We start from the raw sequence: 20,191 nt of genomic DNA, 5'->3' as shown, positions 1-20,191 counted from the left end.
ACCGGATCCGAAGTCGGCCGCAGCCTGCCGGTTCCGTTTTTTCCGGGCATTTTCATTCGACGCCCGCCGATATGCGCGGGAATTCGCGCATCGATGCGTGACCGGGCGGACCCGCCGCCCGGTTCGTCCCGCACTCAGCGCACGAGGCAGGGGCGCTTGTTGTTGAACGTCCAGCCCGGAATCAGATACTGCATCGCCGCCGCGTCGTCGCGGGCGCCGAGCCCGTGCTGCTTGTACAGCTCGTGCGCGCGCGCGACCGCATCCATGTCGAGGTCGACGCCGAGGCCCGGCCGCTTCGGCACTTCGACCAGCCCGTTCTCGATCTTCAGCGGCTCGCGCGTGAGCCCTTCGCCGTCCTGCCAGATCCAGTGCGTGTCGATCGCGGTGACCTGACCGGGCGCCGCGGCGGCGACGTGCGTGAACATCGCGAGCGACACGTCGAAGTGATTGTTCGAGTGCGAGCCCCACGTGAGACCCCAGTCGCGGCACATCTGCGCGACGCGCACCGAACCCTGCATCGTCCAGAAGTGCGGGTCGGCGAGCGGGATGTCGACGGCCTGCAGCTGCACTGCGTGGCCCATCTGCCGCCAGTCGGTCGCGATCATGTTGGTGGCCGTCGGCAGTCCGGTCGCGCGGCGGAATTCGGCCATCACTTCGCGGCCCGAGTAGCCGTTTTCCGCACCGCACGGGTCTTCCGCGTACGCGAGCACGTGGTGCAGGTCGCGGCACAGCCGCACGGCTTCGTCGAGCGACCATGCGCCGTTCGGGTCGAGTGTCACGCGGGCTTGCGGGAAGCGCTCCGCCAGCGCCGTCACGGCTTCGACCTCGCGAGCGCCTTCGAACACGCCGCCCTTCAGCTTGAAGTCGTTGAATCCGTAGCGTGCATGCGCGGCTTCGGCGAGACGCACGACTTCCTCGGGCGTGAGCGCGGCTTCGTCGCGCACGCGCGTCCAGTCGTCGGTCGCGCCGCGGCCGTCGCGGTAGGGCAGCGCGGTCCTGGTGCGGTCGCCGACGTAGAACAGGTAGCCGAGCATTTCGACGTGCTCGCGCTGTTGCCCCTCGCCGAGCAGCGCCGCGACGGGCACGCCGAGGTGCTGGCCGAGCAGGTCGAGCAGCGCGGCCTCGAGCGCGGTGACCGCGTGGATCGTGGTGCGCAGGTCGAAGGTCTGCAGGCCGCGGCCGCTCGCGTCGCGGTCGGCAAAGGTGCGCCGTACCTCGTTGAGCACCGCGTGGTAGTTGCCGACCGGCTGGCCGACGACGAGCGCGCGCGCATCATCGAGCGTGCGGCGGATGCTTTCGCCGCCCGGTACCTCGCCGACGCCGGTCCGGCCCGCGCTGTCCTTCAGGATCACGAGGTTGCGGGTGAAGAACGGGCCGTGCGCGCCGCTCAGGTTGAGCAGCATGCTGTCGTGACCGGCGACGGGGATGGCTTGCAGGTCGACGATGCGCGGCGTGTCATGGGAAGTCGAGGCGTTGACGGCGTTCATGGCGGCGATGGCAAAAGAGTGGGCGATGCCGTGCGGCAAAATCTTTGCCGCGCGCGGCGGGAGGTGCGATCATTCGACAACCGACGTGCGCGGCGCGCAAGCCCCGCATGTCGACGGCAACCCGAAAGGGTGAGGGCGACCCGCTCGATGCCGGCGGCGCGACGGATCGGAGCCAGGCGCGAATGCGCGCTTCGATCGACCGCGACACCGGGAGCCGGCAGACGCGCACGGGCGCGAACGCTGGCCGATCGTGAACACGGGATCCGGCTGGTGCTTGCGCCGGCCTGGGTCACAGGAGATCCGTGTCGAGATCATCAGTCGTCGGATGACTTGTGACGCAGTATAATGAATCATCGGCGTTCGCTCAAACCCCGCGTAAACCCTCGGCTCACATTACTACGATATTCAAAGGAACCGGCCTCATGTCCGTGCCCACGCTTCCCGCAGCGCCGCGCCGTCGCGCACGCAGCCTCGCACAAGATGTCGTCGACGCGCTGACCGCGCAGATCGAAAACGGCACGCTGCGCCCCGGTGACAAGCTGCCGACCGAGACCGAAGTCATGGCGGCGCAAGGCGTCAGCCGCACGGTCGTGCGCGAAGCAATCTCGCGGATGCAGGCGAGCTGCCTCATCGAGACGCGCCACGGCATCGGCAGCTTCGTGCTCGAGCCGTCGCGTCGCCAGACGCTCGGCATCGATCCCGCGACCATCACGACGCTGCGTGACGTGCTCGCCGTGCTGGAGCTGCGCATCAGCCTCGAAAGCGAATGCGCGAGCCTCGCCGCGCAGCGCGCGAACGACACCGACCTCGCCGCGCTGCGGCGCGCGCTCGACGCGATCGCATCGGGGGCGGGGGGCGGCCGCGACACGGCCCAGCTCGACTTCCAGTTCCATCTGCAGATCGCGCAGTCCACCGGCAACCGCTATTTCGTCGACATCATGACGCAGCTCGGCGCATCGATCATTCCGCGCACGCGTGTGAATTCGGCGCGCTTCGCCGGCGATGACCTCGAGCGCTATGTCGGCCGGCTCAATCACGAGCACGAGGATATCTACGAGGCGATCGCGCGTCACGACCCGGAGGCCGCGCGCGCCGCGATGCGCACGCACCTGACCAACAGCCGCGAACGGCTGCGCCGCGCGCACGAAGCGGCCGAGGCGGAACGCGACACGCAGGCCGGCTGACCGGCGACCGACAACGGCGGCGCGGCCCGCGATGCGCGTGTGGCCGCGGTCGGCAGGCTGCGGTCAAGTACCCAAAACATCAGTCGTCATATGAGATCGGTGCGCGTGCACCGATCGTTCCGCACGTGTGTCGTCTGTTCGGGACTCCCATGCGAAGAGGGCCGGCCGGCGTTCCTCGCCGCCGGCCCCCGGTTACCCGATGCGCCGGGTCGGCCCGATCAGCCCCCCTTCGTCACGATGGTCTTCCACGTGCCGTTCTTCACCTGATACAGCGTCGACATCCCGCTCTTCAGAGAGCCGTCGTTCGCGAACGAGATGCGGCCTGTGATGCCCTCGAAGTCGACCTTCTTCAGCGCCGGGCGGTAGACCTTCGGATCGGTCGAATTTGCCGCCTGCATCGCCTTGATCGCGGCCCAGGTCGCGTCATAGCCGAACTGCGCGTACGACAGCACGTCGACGCCGAAGCGCTTCCTGAAACGCTGCTCGAAATCCTTGCCCTGCGGCAGTTCGTCGAGCGGACGCCCATATTCCCACGCCATCGCACCTTCTGCCGCCGGTCCAGCGATCTTGATGAACTCGTTGTCCTTCACGCCGCCGCCGCCGACGAATTGCGCGTTCAGCCCGAGCTGGCGCATCTGCTTGATGAAGTTCGCGGCGAGCGAATCGAGGCCGCCGAAGAAGATCAGGTCCGGACTCTTCCCCTTCAGGTTCGTGATCTGCGCGCGGAAGTCCACCGCCTGGTTGCTGGTGAACTCGCGGTCGATGATGTTGCCGCCCGCCGCCTTCACGGCCTTTTCGAACTCGTCAGCTTCGCCCTGGCCGAATGCGGTACGGTCGTCGATGATCGCGATGCGCTTCGCCTTCGTCACGTCGACCGCGTACTTGCCCGCGTTGCCCGCGTTCTGCCCGTCGGTCGCGATCACCATGAACATGTTCGCGAGCCCGCGCGACGTGAGCGTCGGGTTGGTCGCGGCCGGGTCGATCACCGGGATGCCGGCCTTGTCGTAGACCACTGACGCCGGAATCGTCGTGCCGGAGTTGAAGTGGCCGATCACCACCGATACGTTCTGGTCGACGAGCGCCTGCGCGGCCTGCACGCCGATGCGCGGGTCGGCCTGGTCGTCCTGCACGACGAGGTTGAATTTCGCGGGCTTGCCGGCGATCGCCACTTTCTGCGCGACGGCATCGTCGAGCGCAAGCTGCACGCCGTTCTGGAGATCCTTGCCGTAGCCGGCGTTCACGCCGGTGAGCGGCGCGGCGAAACCGACCTTCACGTCGGTCGTGTCGGCGGCCTGGGCGACTTGCTGCGAGAGGAGGGTAAGCGCGGATACGACCGACACCGACAGCAGGGAATGACGGAATTTCATGTTCTTTCCTCTTGTTCTACACCAGCGGGTGGGTACCGCACGCATCCGGCGGGCCGGGCGCGTGCGACGGGCGGGCGGTTCGACCGCTTCTCTGAATCGGGCGGGGAGGTCGGCATGATGAATTCCCGGAAGAATCTCCCGTCAGGCTCCATGAGGAGCCCCGATCGCCTCGATATATAGGTCGCCGATATGCGCAGGTCTTGGCAATTTACCGCGCATTCGCTGCGGATTTGCGCATAGCTTCCGCGCGTGCGGGGGCGGCCGGTATCGGGAGTTTCCCGTCACGAACGGACGGCAGGGGCGTGCGTGCGGGCGGCGCGGCTCGCCACGGGCCGCGCCGCGTCCGCGCCGTCGTCAGTCGGACAGGGCGTCCGACGCTGCCTCGATGTGGTCGTGCGACGCGTTCGTGCGGATCAGCGGGTCGCTCATGCTCGGGCGGCCGGTCTCGACGTGGCCCGCGAAGCGGCGCACGAAGCCGAGCAGCCGGCCGTCGCTGACCGTCAGGTCGTACCAGCCGTGGCTGCCGCGCAGATCCCAGTAGTCGTCGATCTGCGCGCCCGGCGCCAGGTCGAACGTGCGCGTGCCGCCGTGGCCGTACGCGTTCGTCACCTTGAGCCGAACCGCCTTGTGGCCGCGGTTCATGAGGCGCAGCGTGACGTTCCCGTTCGCGACGTCGTAGCCGTAGATCACCTCCGGGTTCACGCTCGCGCTGCCGACGCCGGTCGCGAACGGGCCGCGGAAATGGCAGTAGAAGCCGTTCGGGCCGTACACGTCGAGGTCGTACAGGCCGAGCGATGCGGCCGCGCTCCACGTGTCGGCGATCCGCTTGCCGGCTTCGACGGTGTACGTCCACGGGCCGTCGAGGCGGTTGCGCGACTGCACCTGGAATGACGCGCCCGCGCGGCCCGTGTTCGCGAAGGTCAGCCGGAACTGGCCGTTCGCGGCTTCGACGCGGCCGTGCACGAACAACTCGTACGGCAGCGCGCGTGCCGGCCGCAGCCCGGCCTCCTGTTTCGGCAGCTTCTGCAGCACCGGCGGCACCGGGATGTAGTCGGGGTGGCGTGCCCGGTCGGGCGGCGCATAGCCGGTCGTGTCGGGCAGCGTCGGCCATGCGGCGTCGGACGTCGCGAAGTCGAATGCCGCCGTCAGGTCGCCGCACACCGCACGGCGCCACGGCGCCACGTTCGCGGCCGTGACCGGATACTGCGCGCCGAACCGTGCCTCGATGAATTGCAGCAGCGACGTGTGATCGAACGTCTGCGAGCAGACCCAGCCGCCCTTGGTCCACGGCGACACGACGAGCATCGGTACGCGCGGCCCGAGCCCGTACGGGCCGGCCATGTGCGTTGCGTCGCCGGCGAACACCTCGTTGGTGGTCGCGACCGTTGACAGCCCGTTGTCGCGCGATTGCGGCGCGAACGGCGGCGGCACGTGGTCGAAGAAGCCGTCGTTCTCGTCGTAGGTGATGAAGAGCGCGGTCTTGCTCCACACGTCCGGGTTCGACACGAGCACCTGCAGCACCTGCTCGATGTACCACGCGCCGTAGTTTGCCGGCCAGTTCGGGTGCTCCGAGTACGCCTCCGGCGCGCAGATCCACGACACCTGCGGCAGCGTGCCGTTCTTCACGTCCTGCTGCAGCACGTCGAACAGCGTGCCGCCGGCGCTGATGTTGGTGCCGGTGCGCGCCTTGTCGTACAGCGGCGTGCCGGGCAGCGCATTGCGGTACTGGTTGAAGTACAGCAGCGAGTTGTCGCCGTAGTTGCCGATGTACGGGTTTTGCGTCCAGCCCCACGAGCCGTTCGCGTCGAGCCCGGTACCGACGTCCTGGTAGATCTTCCACGACACGCCGGCCTGTTCGAGCACCTCCGGATAGGTTGTCCAGCCGTAGCCCTTTTCCTCGTTGCCGAGCACCGGGCCGCCGCCCGTGCCGTCGTTGCCGACGTAGCCGGTCCACATGTAGTAGCGGTTCGGGTCGGTCGAGCTCGGGATCGCGCAGTGGTACGCGTCGCAGATCGTGAACGCGTCGGCGAGCTGGTAGTGGAACGGGATGTCGTCGCGCTTCAGGTACGCCATCGTCGTGGTGCCCTTGTTCGGCACCCACTGGTCGTAGCGGCCCTTGTTCCAGGCGGCGTGCATGTCCTGCCAGCCGTGCGGCAGGTCCTGCAGGAACTGCAGGCCGAGCTTGTCCGCGCCCGGGTGGAACGGCAGGAGTTCGGCCGGGCCGACCGGCTGATGGAACACCGACTTGCCGGTCGCGAGACGCAGCGGGCGCGGGTCGCCGAAGCCGCGGACACCGCGCATCGTGCCGAAGTAATGGTCGAACGAGCGATTCTCCTGCATCAGGATCACGATGTGTTCGATGTCGCGGATCGTGCCGGTACGGCGGTTCGCGGGAATGGCGAGCGCATCGCGGATCACGGGCGGGAACAGGTTCAGCGCGGCGGCGCCGGCGGTGCCGGCGGCGACGCGCAGGAAGTCACGACGGTTCGATCGGGTCATGGTCGTTATCGTGCGGTAATGGAGGGAGCCGATTGGCGGGACATGCGAAGAATGTGAGCGCGTCCGGGGCGCAGGATGCGGCTGCGCCGGTCGTGCCGCCGCGAGCATAGCGAGGATTCGGTGTCATTCATGTGAAGCCCGGAAACGTTTGCATGCGTGTTCCGGAGGAGCTTCGGCCGGTGTTGCGCCGACGAGCCTGCTTGGGGAGAGGAGGTGGTGAGGGGGCGGGGCGGCGCGTGTCGCACGCCGGTGAAACGGACGAAACGGACGCGTCAGGCGTCGGTCACCCACGCGCCGAACCATTCGCTCGGGCGCGCGATTTCATCCTGCGCGGCGACGAGTTCGAGCTCGTAGCGGCGCGCGTCGTAGGTCGCTTTCACGACCGCATGCACGGCTGCCAGCGTGTGCTCGAACGCGGCGCGCACCGAGTCGCCGCGCAGCCGGCGCGCGACGAAGATCGCGCTGGTGAGGTCGCCGACGCCGACCGGATGCCGCGGAAACGCATACAGCGGACGCTGGCCGATCCACGCTTCGGTTTCGGTGACGGCGAGCATGTTGAAGCGGTCGGCCGCGCTGTTGCGATCGTGCAGGTGCTTGACGAGGATGATCTTCGGGCCGCGGCGGATCAGTGCGCGGCACGCGTCGACGGCTTCCGCGACGGTCTCGATGCGCCGCCCGGCGAGCTTCTGCAGCTCGGTGTGATTGGGCGACATGCCGTCGGCGAGCGCCGGCATTTCCTGGACGATGAACTCCTCGACGCCGGGCTCGGGCCGGATGCCGCCCGTCTGGCCCATCGCCGGATCGCAGAAGTACCACGCATTCGGATTCATCGCCTTCACCGCGCGCACGATTTCGACCGTTGCGCGCGCCTGCGCCGGTGAGCCGACGAAGCCGGACAGCACCGCGTCGCAGCGCTTGAGCGCGCCGATCGCGGCGACGCCGTCGACGAGCTGTTCCATCTTCGCGGCGTCGATCGCGCTGCCGGCCCAGTGGCCGTACTGCATGTGATTCGACAGCTGGACAGTGTTGAGCGGCCAGACGTTGACGCCGAGGCGCTGCATCGGGAACACGGCCGCGCTGTTGCCGGCGTGTCCGTAGATGACGTGCGACTGAATGCTGAGGACGTTTTTCATGGGGTATTCGCCTACACGCGTTTCAGGGGGCACGTCACACGATACCCGAGTTCATCGCGCACGCGGAAGTCGCCCGGCCATCGAGTGTTGCGCGCCGTCGTCAGCCGACCGCGTAGAATCGCTGGGCGCGGAGCCGTCCGGCTGCCCGCGTGCATTTCCCCTTACAGTGATCGCCATGCTTTCGATTTGCAAGATGTTGTCCCTGGGGCGCGCTGCCGCGCTCGGCGCGGGCGTCGCCGCCGCATGCGCGACCGCCGTCGCGGCCACCGTCCCGGCGAGCGTCGGCAACGACGGGCCCGTATACGGCTCGCGCCTGGAAGGCTTCACGTATCCGGAGCCGGTGCACCGCTACGCGTTCGTATCGCAGCGCGAAACCCTCGAGATGATGTACATGGACGTGCAGCCGGCCCATCCGAACGGCCGTACCGTCGTGCTGCTGCACGGGAAGAACTTCTGTGCGGGGACCTGGCAGGACACGATCGGCGTGCTGAGCCGCGCCGGCTATCGCGTGGTCGCGCCGGACCAGATCGGCTTCTGCAAGTCGTCGAAGCCTGACCGCTACCAGTACAGTTTCCAGCAGCTCGCGCGCAACACGCATGCGCTGCTCGAGTCGATCGGCGTGAAATCGGCGACGATCGTCGGCCATTCGACGGGCGGGATGCTCGCGATTCGCTATGCGCTGATGTATCCGAAGGCGACCGACCAGCTCGTGCTGGTGAATCCGATCGGCCTGGAGGACTGGAAGGCCCTCGGCGTGCCGCCGCTGTCGGTCGATTACTGGTATGCGCGCGAACAGAAGACGACGGCGGACGGCATCCGCCGCTACGAGCAGTCGACCTATTACGCGGGCAAGTGGTCGCCGGCGTACGAACGCTGGGTGCAGATGCTCGCCGGCATGTATCGCGGCCCGGGCCGCGACGCGGTCGCGTGGAATTCCGCGCTGATCTACGACATGATCTTCACGCAGCCGGTGGTCTACGAACTCGGCGCGATTCGCGTGCCGACGCTGCTGCTGATCGGCGACAAGGACACGACCGCGATCGGCAAGGACGTTGCGCCGCCCGACGTGCACGCGAAGCTCGGCCACTACCCGGAACTCGCGAAGCGCACGCAGGCGGCGATTCCCGGCGCGCAGCTCGTCGAATTCCCGGCGCTCGGACATGCGCCGCAGATCCAGGATCCGGACGCGTTCCACAAGGCGCTGCTCGACGGGCTGGAGGCAGTGCACCCGCAGTGAACCGGCGGCGGGCGCGCCTGGCCGCTCAGCGGGTTTCGTTCGCGAGTTCGTCGCGGATCTGCGCGGCCAGCTCGAACGAACGCACGCGGGCGGCGTGATCGAAGATCTGCGCGGTGATGATCAACTCGTCCGCGCCCGTCTGCGCGATCCGGTCGCGCAGCTTGTCGCGCACCGTGTCGCGCGAGCCGACGGCCGCGAACGACAGCGCATGCGCGACGTTCGCGAGTTCGAACTCGCTCGCCTCGAGCACGTCGACGGGCGGCGGCAGCTTGCCGGGTGTGCCGCGACGCAAGTTGATGAACTGCTGCTGCAGCGACGTGAACAGGCGCCGCGCCTCGTCGTCGGTGTCGGCCGCGAACACGTTGACCCCGACCATCGCATGCGGCTTCGGCCACGCGGCCGACGGCCGGTATTGCGCGCGATAGAGTTCGAGTGCGCGCATCAGGTAGTCGGGTGCGAAGTGCGACGCGAACGCGAACGGCAGCCCCAGCATCGCGGCAAGCTGTGCGCTGAAGAGGCTCGAGCCCAGCAGCCACACGGGCACCTCGAGCCCCGCGCCGGGCACCGCGCGCACGCGCTGGCCGGGCACCGGCTCGGCAAAGTAGCGCAGCAGCTCGGCGACGTCGTCCGGAAACGAGTCGGCGCTGCCGATCAGGTCGCGGCGCAGCGCGCGCGACGTCGTCTGGTCGGTGCCGGGTGCGCGGCCGAGGCCGAGGTCGATGCGCCCCGGATACAGCGACGCGAGCGTACCGAACTGCTCGGCGATCACGAGCGGCGCGTGGTTCGGCAGCATGATCCCGCCCGAGCCGACGCGGATCGTCTTCGTCGCGCCGGCGACGTGACCGATCACGACGGCGGTCGCCGCGCTGGCGATGCCGGGCATGTTGTGATGCTCGGCCAGCCAGTAGCGCCGATAGCCGAGGCGCTCCGCGTGCTGCGCGAGATCGACGGTGTTGCGGAAAGCCTGCGCGGCATCGGCGCCGTCGGGAATGGGGGCAAGATCGAGTACGGAAAACGGAGTCATCGGGTGGCCTTCGAAAGGGAGGGGCGCGGTGATGCGCGTGCGCAACAGATGCCGACGATTTTGCCAAAGGGTTCCGGAACGCGCTGGCGATGCGCGGATACCCATGCGCCTTTCAGGGGTGCAAGGCAGATGGATGTGATCGTTGCAAAAATCGATCCAATCTCCAAATAATTACCAATCTCTACGGCGATTGGGCATGTCTTCGCATCGACGTACAAATTTGCACGAATCGTTTGATTTCCAAGGCTGCAATACGCCTGCAAAGCGCTTACGCTAATGTGAACGCGGGGGTGCCGAAGGGGGCGGCCGGCCGCGCAGCTTTGCTGGAATTGCACCAGTCCGTTTCGCGCGGTGCCCAAGCGCGGGGTGGCTCGGGCTGCTAAAATCCGGCCCCTGTCCATGTTGTGCCGACGCTGCCATTCGAGTCTTCCCGTATCCCGTTCGCGGATGGCGCGACGATGCGCCACGCGAAGCCGGGCATGGCCGCTTTCGGGGAATGGGCGTGCCACCCCCAATACATTGACGCTGCTGGAACAAGGAGTCGGGTCGTGCCCGCGTTCGTTGCTGCCGGAATACACAATCACGTTCAATCAGGTTCGATCGACTGCCATGGCGCCCGGGTTGGCGGGGGGCGTCGCGCATGACGCCGACCGTCACACTGCTCGACTGGCTCCTCGTCGTGTTTGCGCTTGCTGCGGCCGGCTACGCGCTCCTCGCGGCATTCGCGCCGGGGCCGCGTACGCCGCGCACCGCCGCGCGCGACGGTTTCGAGCCCGTCAGCGTGCTGAAGCCGCTGTGCGGCGCGGAGCCGCACCTGTACGAGAACCTCGCGACGTTCTGCGAGCAGCGCCATCCGCGCCATGAGGTGCTGTTCGGCGTCGCGTCGGCAGCCGATCCGGCCATCGCGGTGGTCGAGCGGTTACGGACGGACTATCCGGAATGCGACATCACGCTCGTGATCGACGCGCGCGTGCACGGCAAGAACCTGAAGGTCAGCAACCTGATCAATCTCGCCGAGCGCGCGAAATACGACCGCATCGTGATCGCGGACAGCGACATCGCGGTGCAGCCGGACTACCTCGAGCGCGTGACGGCGCCGCTCGCCGATGCGTCGGTCGGCGTCGTCACGTGCCTGTATCATGCGCGCAGCGTCGGCGGGTTCTGGACGCGCATCGGCGCGCAGTTCGTCGACGCGTGGTTCGCGCCGTCGGTGCGAATCACGCACCTCGGCCGCTCCAGCCGCTTCGGTTTCGGTGCGACGCTCGCGCTCACGCGCGACACGCTCGAGCGCGTCGGCGGTTTTCTCGCACTGAAGGACGAGCTGGCCGACGATTTCTGGCTTGCCGAGCTGCCGCGCCGCCTCGGGCGGCGCACCGTGCTGTCGGAGGTCGACGTCGCGACCGACGTGATCGAGCCGTCGTTCGGGCCGCTCTGGCATCGCGAGACGCGCTGGCTGCGCACGATCCGTTCGCTGAACCCGGGCGGCTTCGCGTTCCTGTTCATCACGTTTACCGCGCCTTGGCTTGCGATCGGCGCGGCGCTCGCGCTGCGACTCGATGGCACCTTCGCCGGCACCCTGGCCGGTGGGGCGGCCGTCGTGGGCGCGTTCGGGCGGCTCGTGCTGCACGCGCGCGGCGAGGACGGCTGGCGCGCGTTCTGGCGCGACCTGCCGCTCATCGCGGTGCGCGACACGCTGCTCGCGCTCGAATGGCTCGCGGCCGTGTTCGGCACGCACGTGGTGTGGCGCGGCGCGAGGATGACGGTCGTCGGCGGCGAGCGCGCGACGGCGGCCGTGGAAGGCGGCGACGGCCGCTGACGTACGTCAGCGGCGCAGGACATCCGGGAGCAGCGGCGAACCCGCTGCCCACCGAATCCGGCCCGAAGGCCGAGACGCGCCGCGCGGCCACGCCGCGCGACGCGACATGACAGAGAGGCGGGCGCCGGCAGGGCGGCCCGCGGGTGATTGACTGAATCGTTGAAACGAATCGAACTATGCAGGCTACCGGAGCATTCATGAAAACGCTGTTCTTGCAGGCCCCTTCTTATGACGGCTTCGACGGCGGAGCCGGTTCGCGCTACCAGGCGAAGCGCGAGATCCGTTCCTTCTGGTACCCGACGTGGCTTGCGCAGCCGGCCGCGCTCGTGCCGGGCAGCCGCGTCGTCGACGCGCCGGCTGACGGCCTGTCGGTCGAAGAGACGTTGAAGATCGCGAACGACTACGACCTCGTGATCATCCACACGAGCACGCCGTCGTTCCCGACCGATGCGATGTTCGCGCAGGATCTCAAGAAGATGAAGCCGTCGATGCTGGTCGGCATGGTGGGCGCGAAGGTGATGGTCGATCCGCACAACTCGCTCACGGCAAGCGAGGCAATCGACTTCGTGTGCCGCGAGGAATTCGACTACACCTGCAAGGAAATCGCCGAAGGCAAGCCGTTCCCGCAGATCAAGGGTTTGAGCTGGCGCGCGAAGGACGGCTCGATCGAGCACAACGAAGCGCGGCCGATCCTCGAGAACATGGATGAACTGCCGTTCGTCGCGCCCGTCTACAAGCGCGACCTGAAGATCGACAATTACTTCATCGGCTACCTGAACTATCCGTACGTATCGATCTACACGGGCCGCGGCTGCAAGTCGCGCTGCACCTTCTGCCTGTGGCCGCAGACGGTCAGCGGCCATCGCTACCGCACGCGCTCGGTCGAGAACGTGCTCGCGGAAGCGAAGTGGATCCGCGACAACATGCCGGAAGTGAAGGAGCTGATGTTCGACGACGACACCTTCACCGACGACCTGCCGCGCGCCGAAGCCATCGCCATCGGCCTGGGCAAGCTCGGCATGACGTGGTCGTGCAACGCGAAGGCGAATGTGCCGTACAAGACGCTGAAGGTCATGAAGGAAAATGGCCTGCGCCTGCTGCTGGTCGGCTTCGAATCCGGCGACGACCAGATCCTCGTGAACATCAAGAAGGGCGTGCGCACCGATTTCGCGCGCCGCTTCAGCGCGGACTGCAAGAAGCTCGGCATCAAGATCCACGGCACCTTCATCCTCGGCCTGCCGGGCGAGACGCAGGAAACCATCAAGAAGACGATCGAGTACGCGAAGGAAATCAATCCGCACACGATCCAGGTGTCGCTCGCCGCGCCGTATCCGGGCACGACGCTGTACAAGCAGGCCGTCGAAAACGGCTGGATGGAAGAGAACAAGACCATCAACCTGGTGAGCAAGGAAGGCGTGCAGCTCGCGGCGATCGGCTATGCGCACCTGTCGCGCGACGAGATCTATCACCACCTCGAGCAGTTCTATCGCCAGTTCTACTTCCGTCCGTCGAAGATCTGGGAAATCGTTCGCGAGATGCTGACGAGCTGGGACATGATGAAGCGCCGTCTGCGCGAAGGTGTCGAGTTCTTCCGCTTCCTGCGCGCGCACGAGGCCTGATTCGTGACGACGCAGCGGGCAGCGCGGTCGCTGATCTTCACCGCGGACGATTTCGGGCTGCACCCGCGCGTGAACGCGGCGGTCGAGCGCGCGCATCGCGACGGCGTGCTGAACGCCGCGAGCCTGATGGTCGGCGCGCCGGCCGCGCAGGATGCGATCGATCGCGCGCGGCGGCTGCCGTCGCTCGCGGTCGGCCTGCATCTGGTGCTCGCGGACGGCCCGGCCACGCTGCCCGCGCATGAAATACCCGCGCTCGTCGGCCCCGACGGGCGGTTCGGCGATGCGATGGCGAAGGACGGCTGTCGCTTCTTCTTCCTGCCGCACGTGCGTGCGCAGCTGCGCCGCGAAATCCGCGCGCAGTTCGACGCATTCGCGGCGAGCGGCTTGCCGCTCGACCACGTGAATGCGCACAAGCATTTCCACCTGCATCCGACCGTGCTGTCGATGATCGTCGAGATCGGCCGCGACTACGGGCTGCGTGCGGTGCGCCTGCCGTACGAAACGAGCGCGCCTGCGCTGCTCAAGCCGTGGATCGCGCTCGTGCGCGCGCGGCTCGACCGTGCCGGGCTCGCGCACAACGACTACGTGGTCGGGATCGAACATACGGGCGCGATGGACGAGGCCGTGCTGCTCGACGCGCTCGCGTCGCTGCCGCCCGGTGTCGGCGAGATCTACTGCCATCCGGCCGAGGCCGGCGACGGCCCGATCACGCCGACGATGGCCGCTTACCGTCCGGTCGACGAGCTCGACGCGCTGCTGTCGCCGCGCGTCGCGGCCGCGCTGAAGACGGCCGGCGTCGCGACCGGCGGGTTTGCGGATGTGTTCGGCCAGGGGGCCGCGCACCGCGGGGCGCGTACGTCGCACGAACCGGGGGCGCAGCCGTCATGACCAAGTGGATCAAATGGCTCGGCTGGCCGATCGGCATCGGGATCCTGCTCGCGCTGGGCCTGCACGAGGGCATCGGCGACGTGTCGCAGATGCTCGAGCGCGCGGGTTACGCGCTGCTCTGGCTCGTGCCGTTTCACGCGCTGCCGCTGCTGCTCGATGCGTACGCGTGGCATCAGTTGCTCGATCGTCGCGCGTCGCTGTCGTTCCTGTGGTGGATCGCGACCGTGCGCGAGGCCGTGAACCGGCTGCTGCCCGTGGTCGGGATCGGCGGCGAGCTGGTCGGAATCCGGATGGCGCGCTGGCAGGTGCCCGACGCGAGCCGCGTGACCGCGTCGGTGATCGTCGAGGTGCTGGTGACGATCGTCGTCCAGTATGCGTTCGCCTCGCTCGGCCTCGTGCTGCTGCTGGCGACCACGCACGACATGGGCGGCGGCACGATCGGTCTCGCGCTGCTGCTCACGTTGCCGCTGCCGGTGCTCGGCGTCGTGCTGATGCGTCGCGGCGGCGTGTTCCATGCGATCGAGCGGTTCGCGGGGCGCCTGCTCGGCGATTCGCACCGGTTGCTGCAGGGCGTCGACGGCCGGCGGCTCGATGGCGACATCGATGCGCTGATGTCGCGCACGGGCCTGCTGTTCAGCGCGTTCTTCTGGCAACTGGCCGGCTACGTGCTCGGCTCGCTCGAAATTTACTGGGCGCTCGCGCTGCTCGGTCATCCGGTGTCGATCGGCGGCGCCGTCGCGATCGAAGCGATGACGCAGGCCGTGCGGCATGCGGCGTTCATGGTGCCGGGCGGCCTCGGCGTGCAGGAGGCGACCGTCGTGCTGCTCGCGCAGATGTTCGGCGTCGACCGCGAGGCGGCGCTGTCGCTCGCGCTGGTCAAGCGCGGCCGCGAGGTGCTGTTCGGCTGCCTCGCGCTCGGTTCGTGGCAGCTTGCCGAACTCGTGCGTACGCGCCGCAGCATCGGGGTGCTCTCGGCACCGCCGCGCACCCCGCAGCCGGCGGCCCGCGAGGCCGAGGTCCGGACCGAAACGACGCATTGAAACCGAGACGGGCCGCGCGCCCGTCTCGCGCTTTTGGCGTGGCGCGAGTATCCTTGCCGCGTGTTTTCTCGACGCGCATTTCCTCCGATGATTTTCCGTTTCCGGCTGTTTTCCGTGACGATGCTGGCCGCCGCGCTGGCGCTGACCGGGTGCGACGACAAGCAAGGCCATCTCGACGTGCAACGTATCAGGGATTTTTTCACCGCGATCAAGCCGGCGCCGCTGCTGCTCAAGGGGCTGAAGGTCGGCGTATCGACCGAAGAGGACGTGCGCGGCACGATGGGCAAGCCCGAGACCGAGCGCGTATTCACGGATGGCTCGAAGCGTCTCGAGTATCCGCGCGGCCCGATGGGCAACCAGACGTGGTTTGTCGATCTCGACGCGAACGGGCGCTACACGGGCGCGACGCAGGTGCTGACCGCCGAGAATTTCGCGAAGGTGCGCCCCGGGATGAACGAGGATGAGGTGCGGCGCCTGCTCGGCAAGCCGGGCGACATCGCGCAGTACCCGCTGAAACCGGAGACGGTGTGGAGCTGGCGCTGGCTCGAGGACGGCGTCAACACCGACGCGTTCTTCAATGTCCATTTCGGTCCGGATGGACTTGTCTATACGACTTCGCGCTCCGACATCCTGAAGGGGCGGTAAATACCGCCTTCGTCGCTATATCGAAAAAGCGACCGGAAAATTGCAAAAAGCCCGCTTCCCCGCCCGTTATCGGACTGTCAGGAAGCGGCTTTTTTCCTTTCGAAACAGCGATGTAGGCGATGCCTGCAAATGACGGGACGAATTGTTGCGACGCAGCAATCGTGCGCACGGTGATTTGAGGCAATCAATTTCGCTTGCGACTATCCGCGTCAGCCCGGCGTGGGACAGGTTATCCGCGCCGGTGTCCAATCAACACTGGAGACGCGCGTGTTCCTTTACGGCTTTGGTCCTGTCCTATGGGCCGGCACCGTGCAGACCATCGAGCTGTCGGTGCTGTCGCTCGCCGCTGCGGTGGCGCTGGGGCTGATCGGCGCGGTGGCGAAGCTGTCGCACAACCGGGTGCTGCGAGCGATCGCGACCGGCTATACGACGCTGATCCGCTCGGTACCCGACCTCGTCCTGATGCTGCTGTTGTTCTACAGCATTCAGATCTGGCTGAACCAGTTCACCGACTTCGTCGGCTGGGACCAGATCGACATCGATCCGTTCGTTGCCGGCGTGCTGACGCTCGGCTTCATCTACGGTGCGTACTTCACCGAGACGTTCCGCGGCGCGTTTCTGTCCGTGCCGCGCGGCCAGCTCGAGGCGGGCGCCGCTTACGGGATGAGCGGGTTGCGCGTATTCGTGCGGATCATGTTCCCGCAGATGATGCGCTTCGCGCTGCCGGGCATCGGCAACAACTGGCAGGTACTCGTGAAGGCGACCGCGCTGGTGTCGATCATCGGTCTCGCGGACGTCGTGAAGGCCGCCCAGGATGCCGGCAAGAGCACGTTCAACATGTTCTTCTTCATCCTCATCGCGGCGCTGATCTACCTTGCGATCACCACCGTTTCCAACCTCGTGCTGATCCAGCTCGAGAAGCGTTACTCCATGGGCGTGCGGCACGCAGAACTATGATCGAGATCCTCCAGGAATTCGGCCAGGCGTTCCTTTACTGGGACGGCCAGCGCCTCTCCGGCCTTGCGGTGACGCTGTGGCTGCTCGTCGCGTCGATTTCGCTCGGCTTCGTGTGTGCGGTGCCGCTCGCGGTCGCGCGCGTCTCGAAGAAGAAGTGGGTGTCGATGCCGGTGCGCCTCTACACGTACGTGTTCCGCGGCACGCCGCTCTACGTGCAGTTGCTGCTGATGTATACCGGCATGTACAGCCTCGAGTTCGTGCGCTCGCACTCGCTGCTCGACGCGTTTTTCCGCAGCGGTTTCAACTGTGCGATTCTCGCGTTCGCGCTGAACACCTGTGCGTACACGACCGAGATCTTCGCCGGCGCGATTCGTGCGATTCCGCACGGCGAGGTCGAGGCGGCGCGTGCCTACGGGATGTCGCCGTTCACGATGTATCGCCGCGTGATCCTGCCGTCGGCGCTGCGCCGTGCGCTGCCGCTGTACAGCAACGAGGTGATCCTGATGCTGCACGCGACCACCGTCGCGTTCACGGCGACCGTGCCCGACATTCTGAAGGTCGCGCGCGACGCCAATTCCGCGACCTACATGGCGTTCCAGTCGTTCGGGATCGCCGCGCTGATCTATCTTGCGGTATCGTTCGCACTCGTCGCGGCATTTCGCCGGGCGGAGCGCCACTGGCTCGCGTATCTCGCGGCCGGCCGTCATTGATTTCACTTCGAGGAGAGCCAGTTGGCCGAGATCACTCAAACGAGCGCGTCCGCTTCCACCAAGCTTGCCGCGGTCGACATTCACAAGCGCTATGGCGATAACGAGGTGCTCAAGGGCGTGTCGCTGAACGCGAAGGCCGGCGACGTCATCAGCATCATCGGCGCGAGCGGGTCGGGCAAGAGCACGTTCCTGCGCTGCATCAATTTTCTCGAGCGGCCGAATGCGGGGCAGATCGTCGTCGACGGCGAGACCGTGCGCACGAAGGCCGACCGTGCCGGTGCGCTGGAGGTTGCCGATCACAAGCAGTTGCAGCGCATCCGCACGAAGCTTGCGATGGTATTCCAGCACTTCAATCTGTGGGCGCACATGAACGTGCTCGAGAACGTGATGGAAGCGCCGGTGCATGTGCTCGGCATCCCGAAGAAGGAGGCCGAGGAGCGCGCGCGCGAATATCTCGAGAAGGTCGGCCTCGCGCCGCGCGTCGAGAAGCAGTATCCGTCGCATCTGTCGGGTGGCCAGCAGCAGCGTGTCGCGATTGCGCGTGCGCTTGCGATGCATCCGGATGTGATGCTGTTCGACGAGCCGACGTCGGCGCTCGATCCGGAGCTCGTCGGCGAAGTGCTGAAGGTGATGCAGAAGCTTGCCGAGGAAGGTCGCACGATGATCGTCGTGACGCACGAGATGGGTTTTGCGCGCAACGTGTCGAACCACGTGATGTTCCTGCATCAGGGGCGGACCGAGGAAGAGGGCGATCCGAAGGAGGTGCTGGTGCGTCCGCAGAGCGAGCGTCTGCAGCAGTTCCTGTCGGGCAGTCTCAAGTAACGCGCGGGGCGGGTTTCATACGTGGTACCGGTGTCTCGTCCCGCAGGCGCCACCCGCACGACGCAGGTGGCGATCGTTGCATTGCCGCCCGTGTCGATGTCGGGTGTGGGTCCGATCGTCGATGCGTTGAATCTCGCGAACGAGATCGACGGGCGGTTGCTGTATCGCTGGCAGGTGTGTTCGTGGGACGGGCGGCCGGTGCCGCTCGCCGGCGGTGCGCAGTGGCATGCCGATGCGGCGTTCAACGATGCGATCGCGTGCGACTGGCTGATCGTCGTGTCGGAGCGGTTTCAGCAGTTTGCCGATTACCGGTTGTTTCTCGCGAGTCTTGCGCGGGTCGGGCAGCGTACGCCGGTCGTGACCGGCATTCACCATGGCGTGTGGTGGCTCGCGATGGCCGGGCAGCTTTCCGGGTATCGCGTGAGCGTGAACTGGGAGACGTATCAGCAGTTCGCCGAGCAGTTCGAGCGCTCGATCGTCACGCAGCAGATCTTCGAGATCGATCGCGATCGGGCGACCTGTGCGGGTGGGCAGGCCACCGTCGATTTCATGCTGGCCATGATCGGCCGGGAGCATGGCGTCGATCTCGCGGAGCGGATTGCCGATGCGCTTGGCGCCGGCACGCTGCGCAGCGGCGAGGAGCGGCAGCGGATTCCTTTCGTGACTGCGCCGGGCGAGCGGCATCCTCGGCTCAACGATGCGTTGCTGCTCATGGAGGCCAATATCGAGGATCCTCTGACTACCGACGAGATCGCCGGGCTGGTCGGCGTTTCGCGCCGACAGTTGGAGCGGCTCTTTCGGCAGTATCTCGGGGCGATGCCCTCCAAGTATTACCTCAATCTCAGATTGCTCAAGGCCAGGACTCAGCTGCAGCGGACCAGCAAGTCGGTGGTGCAGGTCAGTCTTGCTTGCGGGTTTTCTTCTGCTGCGCACTTTTCCAATGCCTACCGCGAGCGGTTTGGGGTTACACCACGGGAAGATCGACGGGCCTGGCTCGAAAAGCAGACTGGCGGGGGGAGCGAGCCTCGAGGGGGCGCGCTCGTCGAGCGCGGGAAGGATTGAGGTTCTTTTTTTTAGGGGGGCCGGGTTTGGGGTGGTCCTGACCTGCCCCCTGCAAACCGGGCCAGCCGGAGTCTAGTAAAGTTCGTTTTCGGAGAAGAAGACGAACATGAAGAAGCGCTTTACGGAACAGCAAATCATAGGGTTTCTGAAGGAAGCTGAAGCCGGCATGCCGGTCAAGGAACTGTGCAGGCAGCACGGGTTCAGTGACGCGACGTTCTACACGTGGCGCGCAAAGTTCGGCGGCATGGAAGTCTCGGAAGCCCGCCGGCTCAAGGACCTCGAGGTGGAGAATGCCCGGCTGAAGAAACTGCTGGCCGAAGCAATGCTCGATATGGAAGCGTTGAAGGTCGTCGTCAAGGGAAAGCCCTGAGCCCGCAAGCCAAACGCGAAGCAGTGTCGGCGATTCGGGAGAAGGTCAACATCTCCGAGCGCCGCGCCTGCCGGCTTGTCGGGCTTTCTCGCAGCGTGCTGCATTACGACGCGAAGCCGGACCACGAGAATGAGGTGCTCGCGGCGCGTCTGGTGGAGTTGGCGCACGAACGTCGTCGATTCGGCTACCGTCGACTGCACGCCCTGGTGGAGCGCGAAGGCACGCACGCCAATCACAAGCGCATCTATCGCCTGTACCGTGAGGCAGGGCTGGCTGTGCGGCGCCGTCGCAAGCGCCAGGGCGTCATGATTGAGCGCGAGCAACTGGCATT

The 20,191-nt window shown here is 66.7% G+C and carries 16 protein-coding genes and 1 pseudogene; 12 read left to right on the top strand and 5 right to left on the bottom strand.

Features of this window, described 5'->3' with window-relative positions:
* Positions 1-134: 134 nt before the first annotated feature.
* Entirely contained in the window at positions 135-1,487 is a 1,353-nt protein-coding gene (gene gudD, locus DIE13_RS21680; RefSeq protein WP_124829138.1) for a glucarate dehydratase, read from the bottom strand.
* A gap of 422 nt (positions 1,488-1,909) precedes the next feature.
* On the opposite strand from gudD, the gene DIE13_RS21670 reads away from it, so the two are divergent.
* The gene (locus DIE13_RS21670; protein WP_124829134.1) at positions 1,910-2,671 is read left to right on the top strand and encodes a FadR/GntR family transcriptional regulator; all 762 of its coding nucleotides are present in this window, start codon (positions 1,910-1,912) and stop codon (positions 2,669-2,671) included.
* Positions 2,672-2,889: 218 nt separating this feature from the next.
* Here DIE13_RS21670 and DIE13_RS21665 read toward each other — a convergent pair whose 3' ends face one another.
* The 3 genes from DIE13_RS21665 to pdxY all read right to left on the bottom strand — a co-directional run bounded on the left by DIE13_RS21665 (position 2,890) and on the right by pdxY (position 7,670).
* Positions 2,890-4,038 carry a branched-chain amino acid ABC transporter substrate-binding protein gene (locus DIE13_RS21665; protein WP_124829132.1) on the bottom strand — a complete coding sequence of 383 codons (1,149 nt, stop codon included), beginning with the start codon at positions 4,036-4,038 and terminating at the stop codon, positions 2,890-2,892.
* A 354-nt stretch (positions 4,039-4,392) separates the two neighbouring features.
* Positions 4,393-6,537 carry a phosphocholine-specific phospholipase C gene (locus DIE13_RS21655; RefSeq protein WP_124829130.1) on the bottom strand — a complete coding sequence of 715 codons (2,145 nt, stop codon included), beginning with the start codon at positions 6,535-6,537 and terminating at the stop codon, positions 4,393-4,395.
* A gap of 272 nt (positions 6,538-6,809) precedes the next feature.
* Complete coding sequence (gene pdxY, locus DIE13_RS21650) at positions 6,810-7,670, bottom strand: pyridoxal kinase PdxY (RefSeq protein ID WP_124829128.1); 861 nt, start codon at positions 7,668-7,670, stop codon at positions 6,810-6,812.
* A 175-nt stretch (positions 7,671-7,845) separates the two neighbouring features.
* On the opposite strand from pdxY, the gene DIE13_RS21645 reads away from it, so the two are divergent.
* On the top strand, positions 7,846-8,907 hold the full coding sequence (locus DIE13_RS21645) for an alpha/beta fold hydrolase (protein WP_124829126.1): 1,062 nt from the start codon (positions 7,846-7,848) through the stop codon (positions 8,905-8,907).
* A 25-nt stretch (positions 8,908-8,932) separates the two neighbouring features.
* Here DIE13_RS21645 and DIE13_RS21640 read toward each other — a convergent pair whose 3' ends face one another.
* On the bottom strand, positions 8,933-9,931 hold the full coding sequence (locus DIE13_RS21640; protein WP_124829124.1) for an LLM class flavin-dependent oxidoreductase: 999 nt from the start codon (positions 9,929-9,931) through the stop codon (positions 8,933-8,935).
* 640 nt (positions 9,932-10,571) lie between these two features.
* On the opposite strand from DIE13_RS21640, the gene hpnI reads away from it, so the two are divergent.
* From hpnI to DIE13_RS21590, 10 genes and pseudogenes are all read left to right on the top strand, one after another.
* Positions 10,572-11,747, top strand: coding sequence for a bacteriohopanetetrol glucosamine biosynthesis glycosyltransferase HpnI (gene hpnI, locus DIE13_RS21635; protein WP_124829122.1), 1,176 nt, complete (start codon positions 10,572-10,574; stop codon positions 11,745-11,747).
* Between the two features lie 176 nt (positions 11,748-11,923).
* The gene (gene hpnJ / locus DIE13_RS21630; RefSeq protein WP_311767805.1) at positions 11,924-13,366 is read left to right on the top strand and encodes a hopanoid biosynthesis associated radical SAM protein HpnJ; all 1,443 of its coding nucleotides are present in this window, start codon (positions 11,924-11,926) and stop codon (positions 13,364-13,366) included.
* Between the two features lie 3 nt (positions 13,367-13,369).
* Positions 13,370-14,254 (top strand): hopanoid biosynthesis-associated protein HpnK, encoded by an 885-nt coding sequence (hpnK, locus tag DIE13_RS21625; RefSeq protein WP_124829120.1) that lies wholly within the window; start codon positions 13,370-13,372, stop codon positions 14,252-14,254.
* Positions 14,251-15,294 (top strand): HpnL family protein, encoded by a 1,044-nt coding sequence (locus DIE13_RS21620; RefSeq protein ID WP_124829119.1) that lies wholly within the window; start codon positions 14,251-14,253, stop codon positions 15,292-15,294. The genes hpnK and DIE13_RS21620 overlap by 4 nt, the downstream gene beginning before the upstream one ends.
* Before the next feature lie 87 nt (positions 15,295-15,381).
* Positions 15,382-15,939, top strand: a complete 558-nt coding sequence (locus DIE13_RS21615; protein WP_124829117.1) for a hypothetical protein — start codon at positions 15,382-15,384, stop codon at positions 15,937-15,939.
* Between the two features lie 267 nt (positions 15,940-16,206).
* Positions 16,207-16,896 (top strand): ABC transporter permease, encoded by a 690-nt coding sequence (locus DIE13_RS21610; protein WP_124829115.1) that lies wholly within the window; start codon positions 16,207-16,209, stop codon positions 16,894-16,896.
* On the top strand, positions 16,893-17,606 hold the full coding sequence (locus DIE13_RS21605) for an ABC transporter permease (RefSeq protein WP_124829113.1): 714 nt from the start codon (positions 16,893-16,895) through the stop codon (positions 17,604-17,606). The genes DIE13_RS21610 and DIE13_RS21605 overlap by 4 nt, the downstream gene beginning before the upstream one ends.
* Before the next feature lie 21 nt (positions 17,607-17,627).
* The gene (locus DIE13_RS21600) at positions 17,628-18,428 is read left to right on the top strand and encodes an ABC transporter ATP-binding protein (protein WP_124829111.1); all 801 of its coding nucleotides are present in this window, start codon (positions 17,628-17,630) and stop codon (positions 18,426-18,428) included.
* Positions 18,429-18,449: 21 nt separating this feature from the next.
* Positions 18,450-19,490 carry a GlxA family transcriptional regulator gene (locus tag DIE13_RS21595; RefSeq protein WP_124829109.1) on the top strand — a complete coding sequence of 347 codons (1,041 nt, stop codon included), beginning with the start codon at positions 18,450-18,452 and terminating at the stop codon, positions 19,488-19,490.
* Positions 19,491-19,596: 106 nt separating this feature from the next.
* Positions 19,597-20,191, top strand: a pseudogene (locus DIE13_RS21590) (IS3-like element IS407 family transposase); the annotation flags it as partial.

The organism is Burkholderia sp. Bp9016 (genome assembly GCF_003857765.1).
GTDB lineage: Bacteria > Pseudomonadota > Gammaproteobacteria > Burkholderiales > Burkholderiaceae > Burkholderia.
The sequence above is the reverse complement of the archived record's forward strand: the minus strand, read 5'-3'. Positions and strand labels throughout refer to the sequence as shown.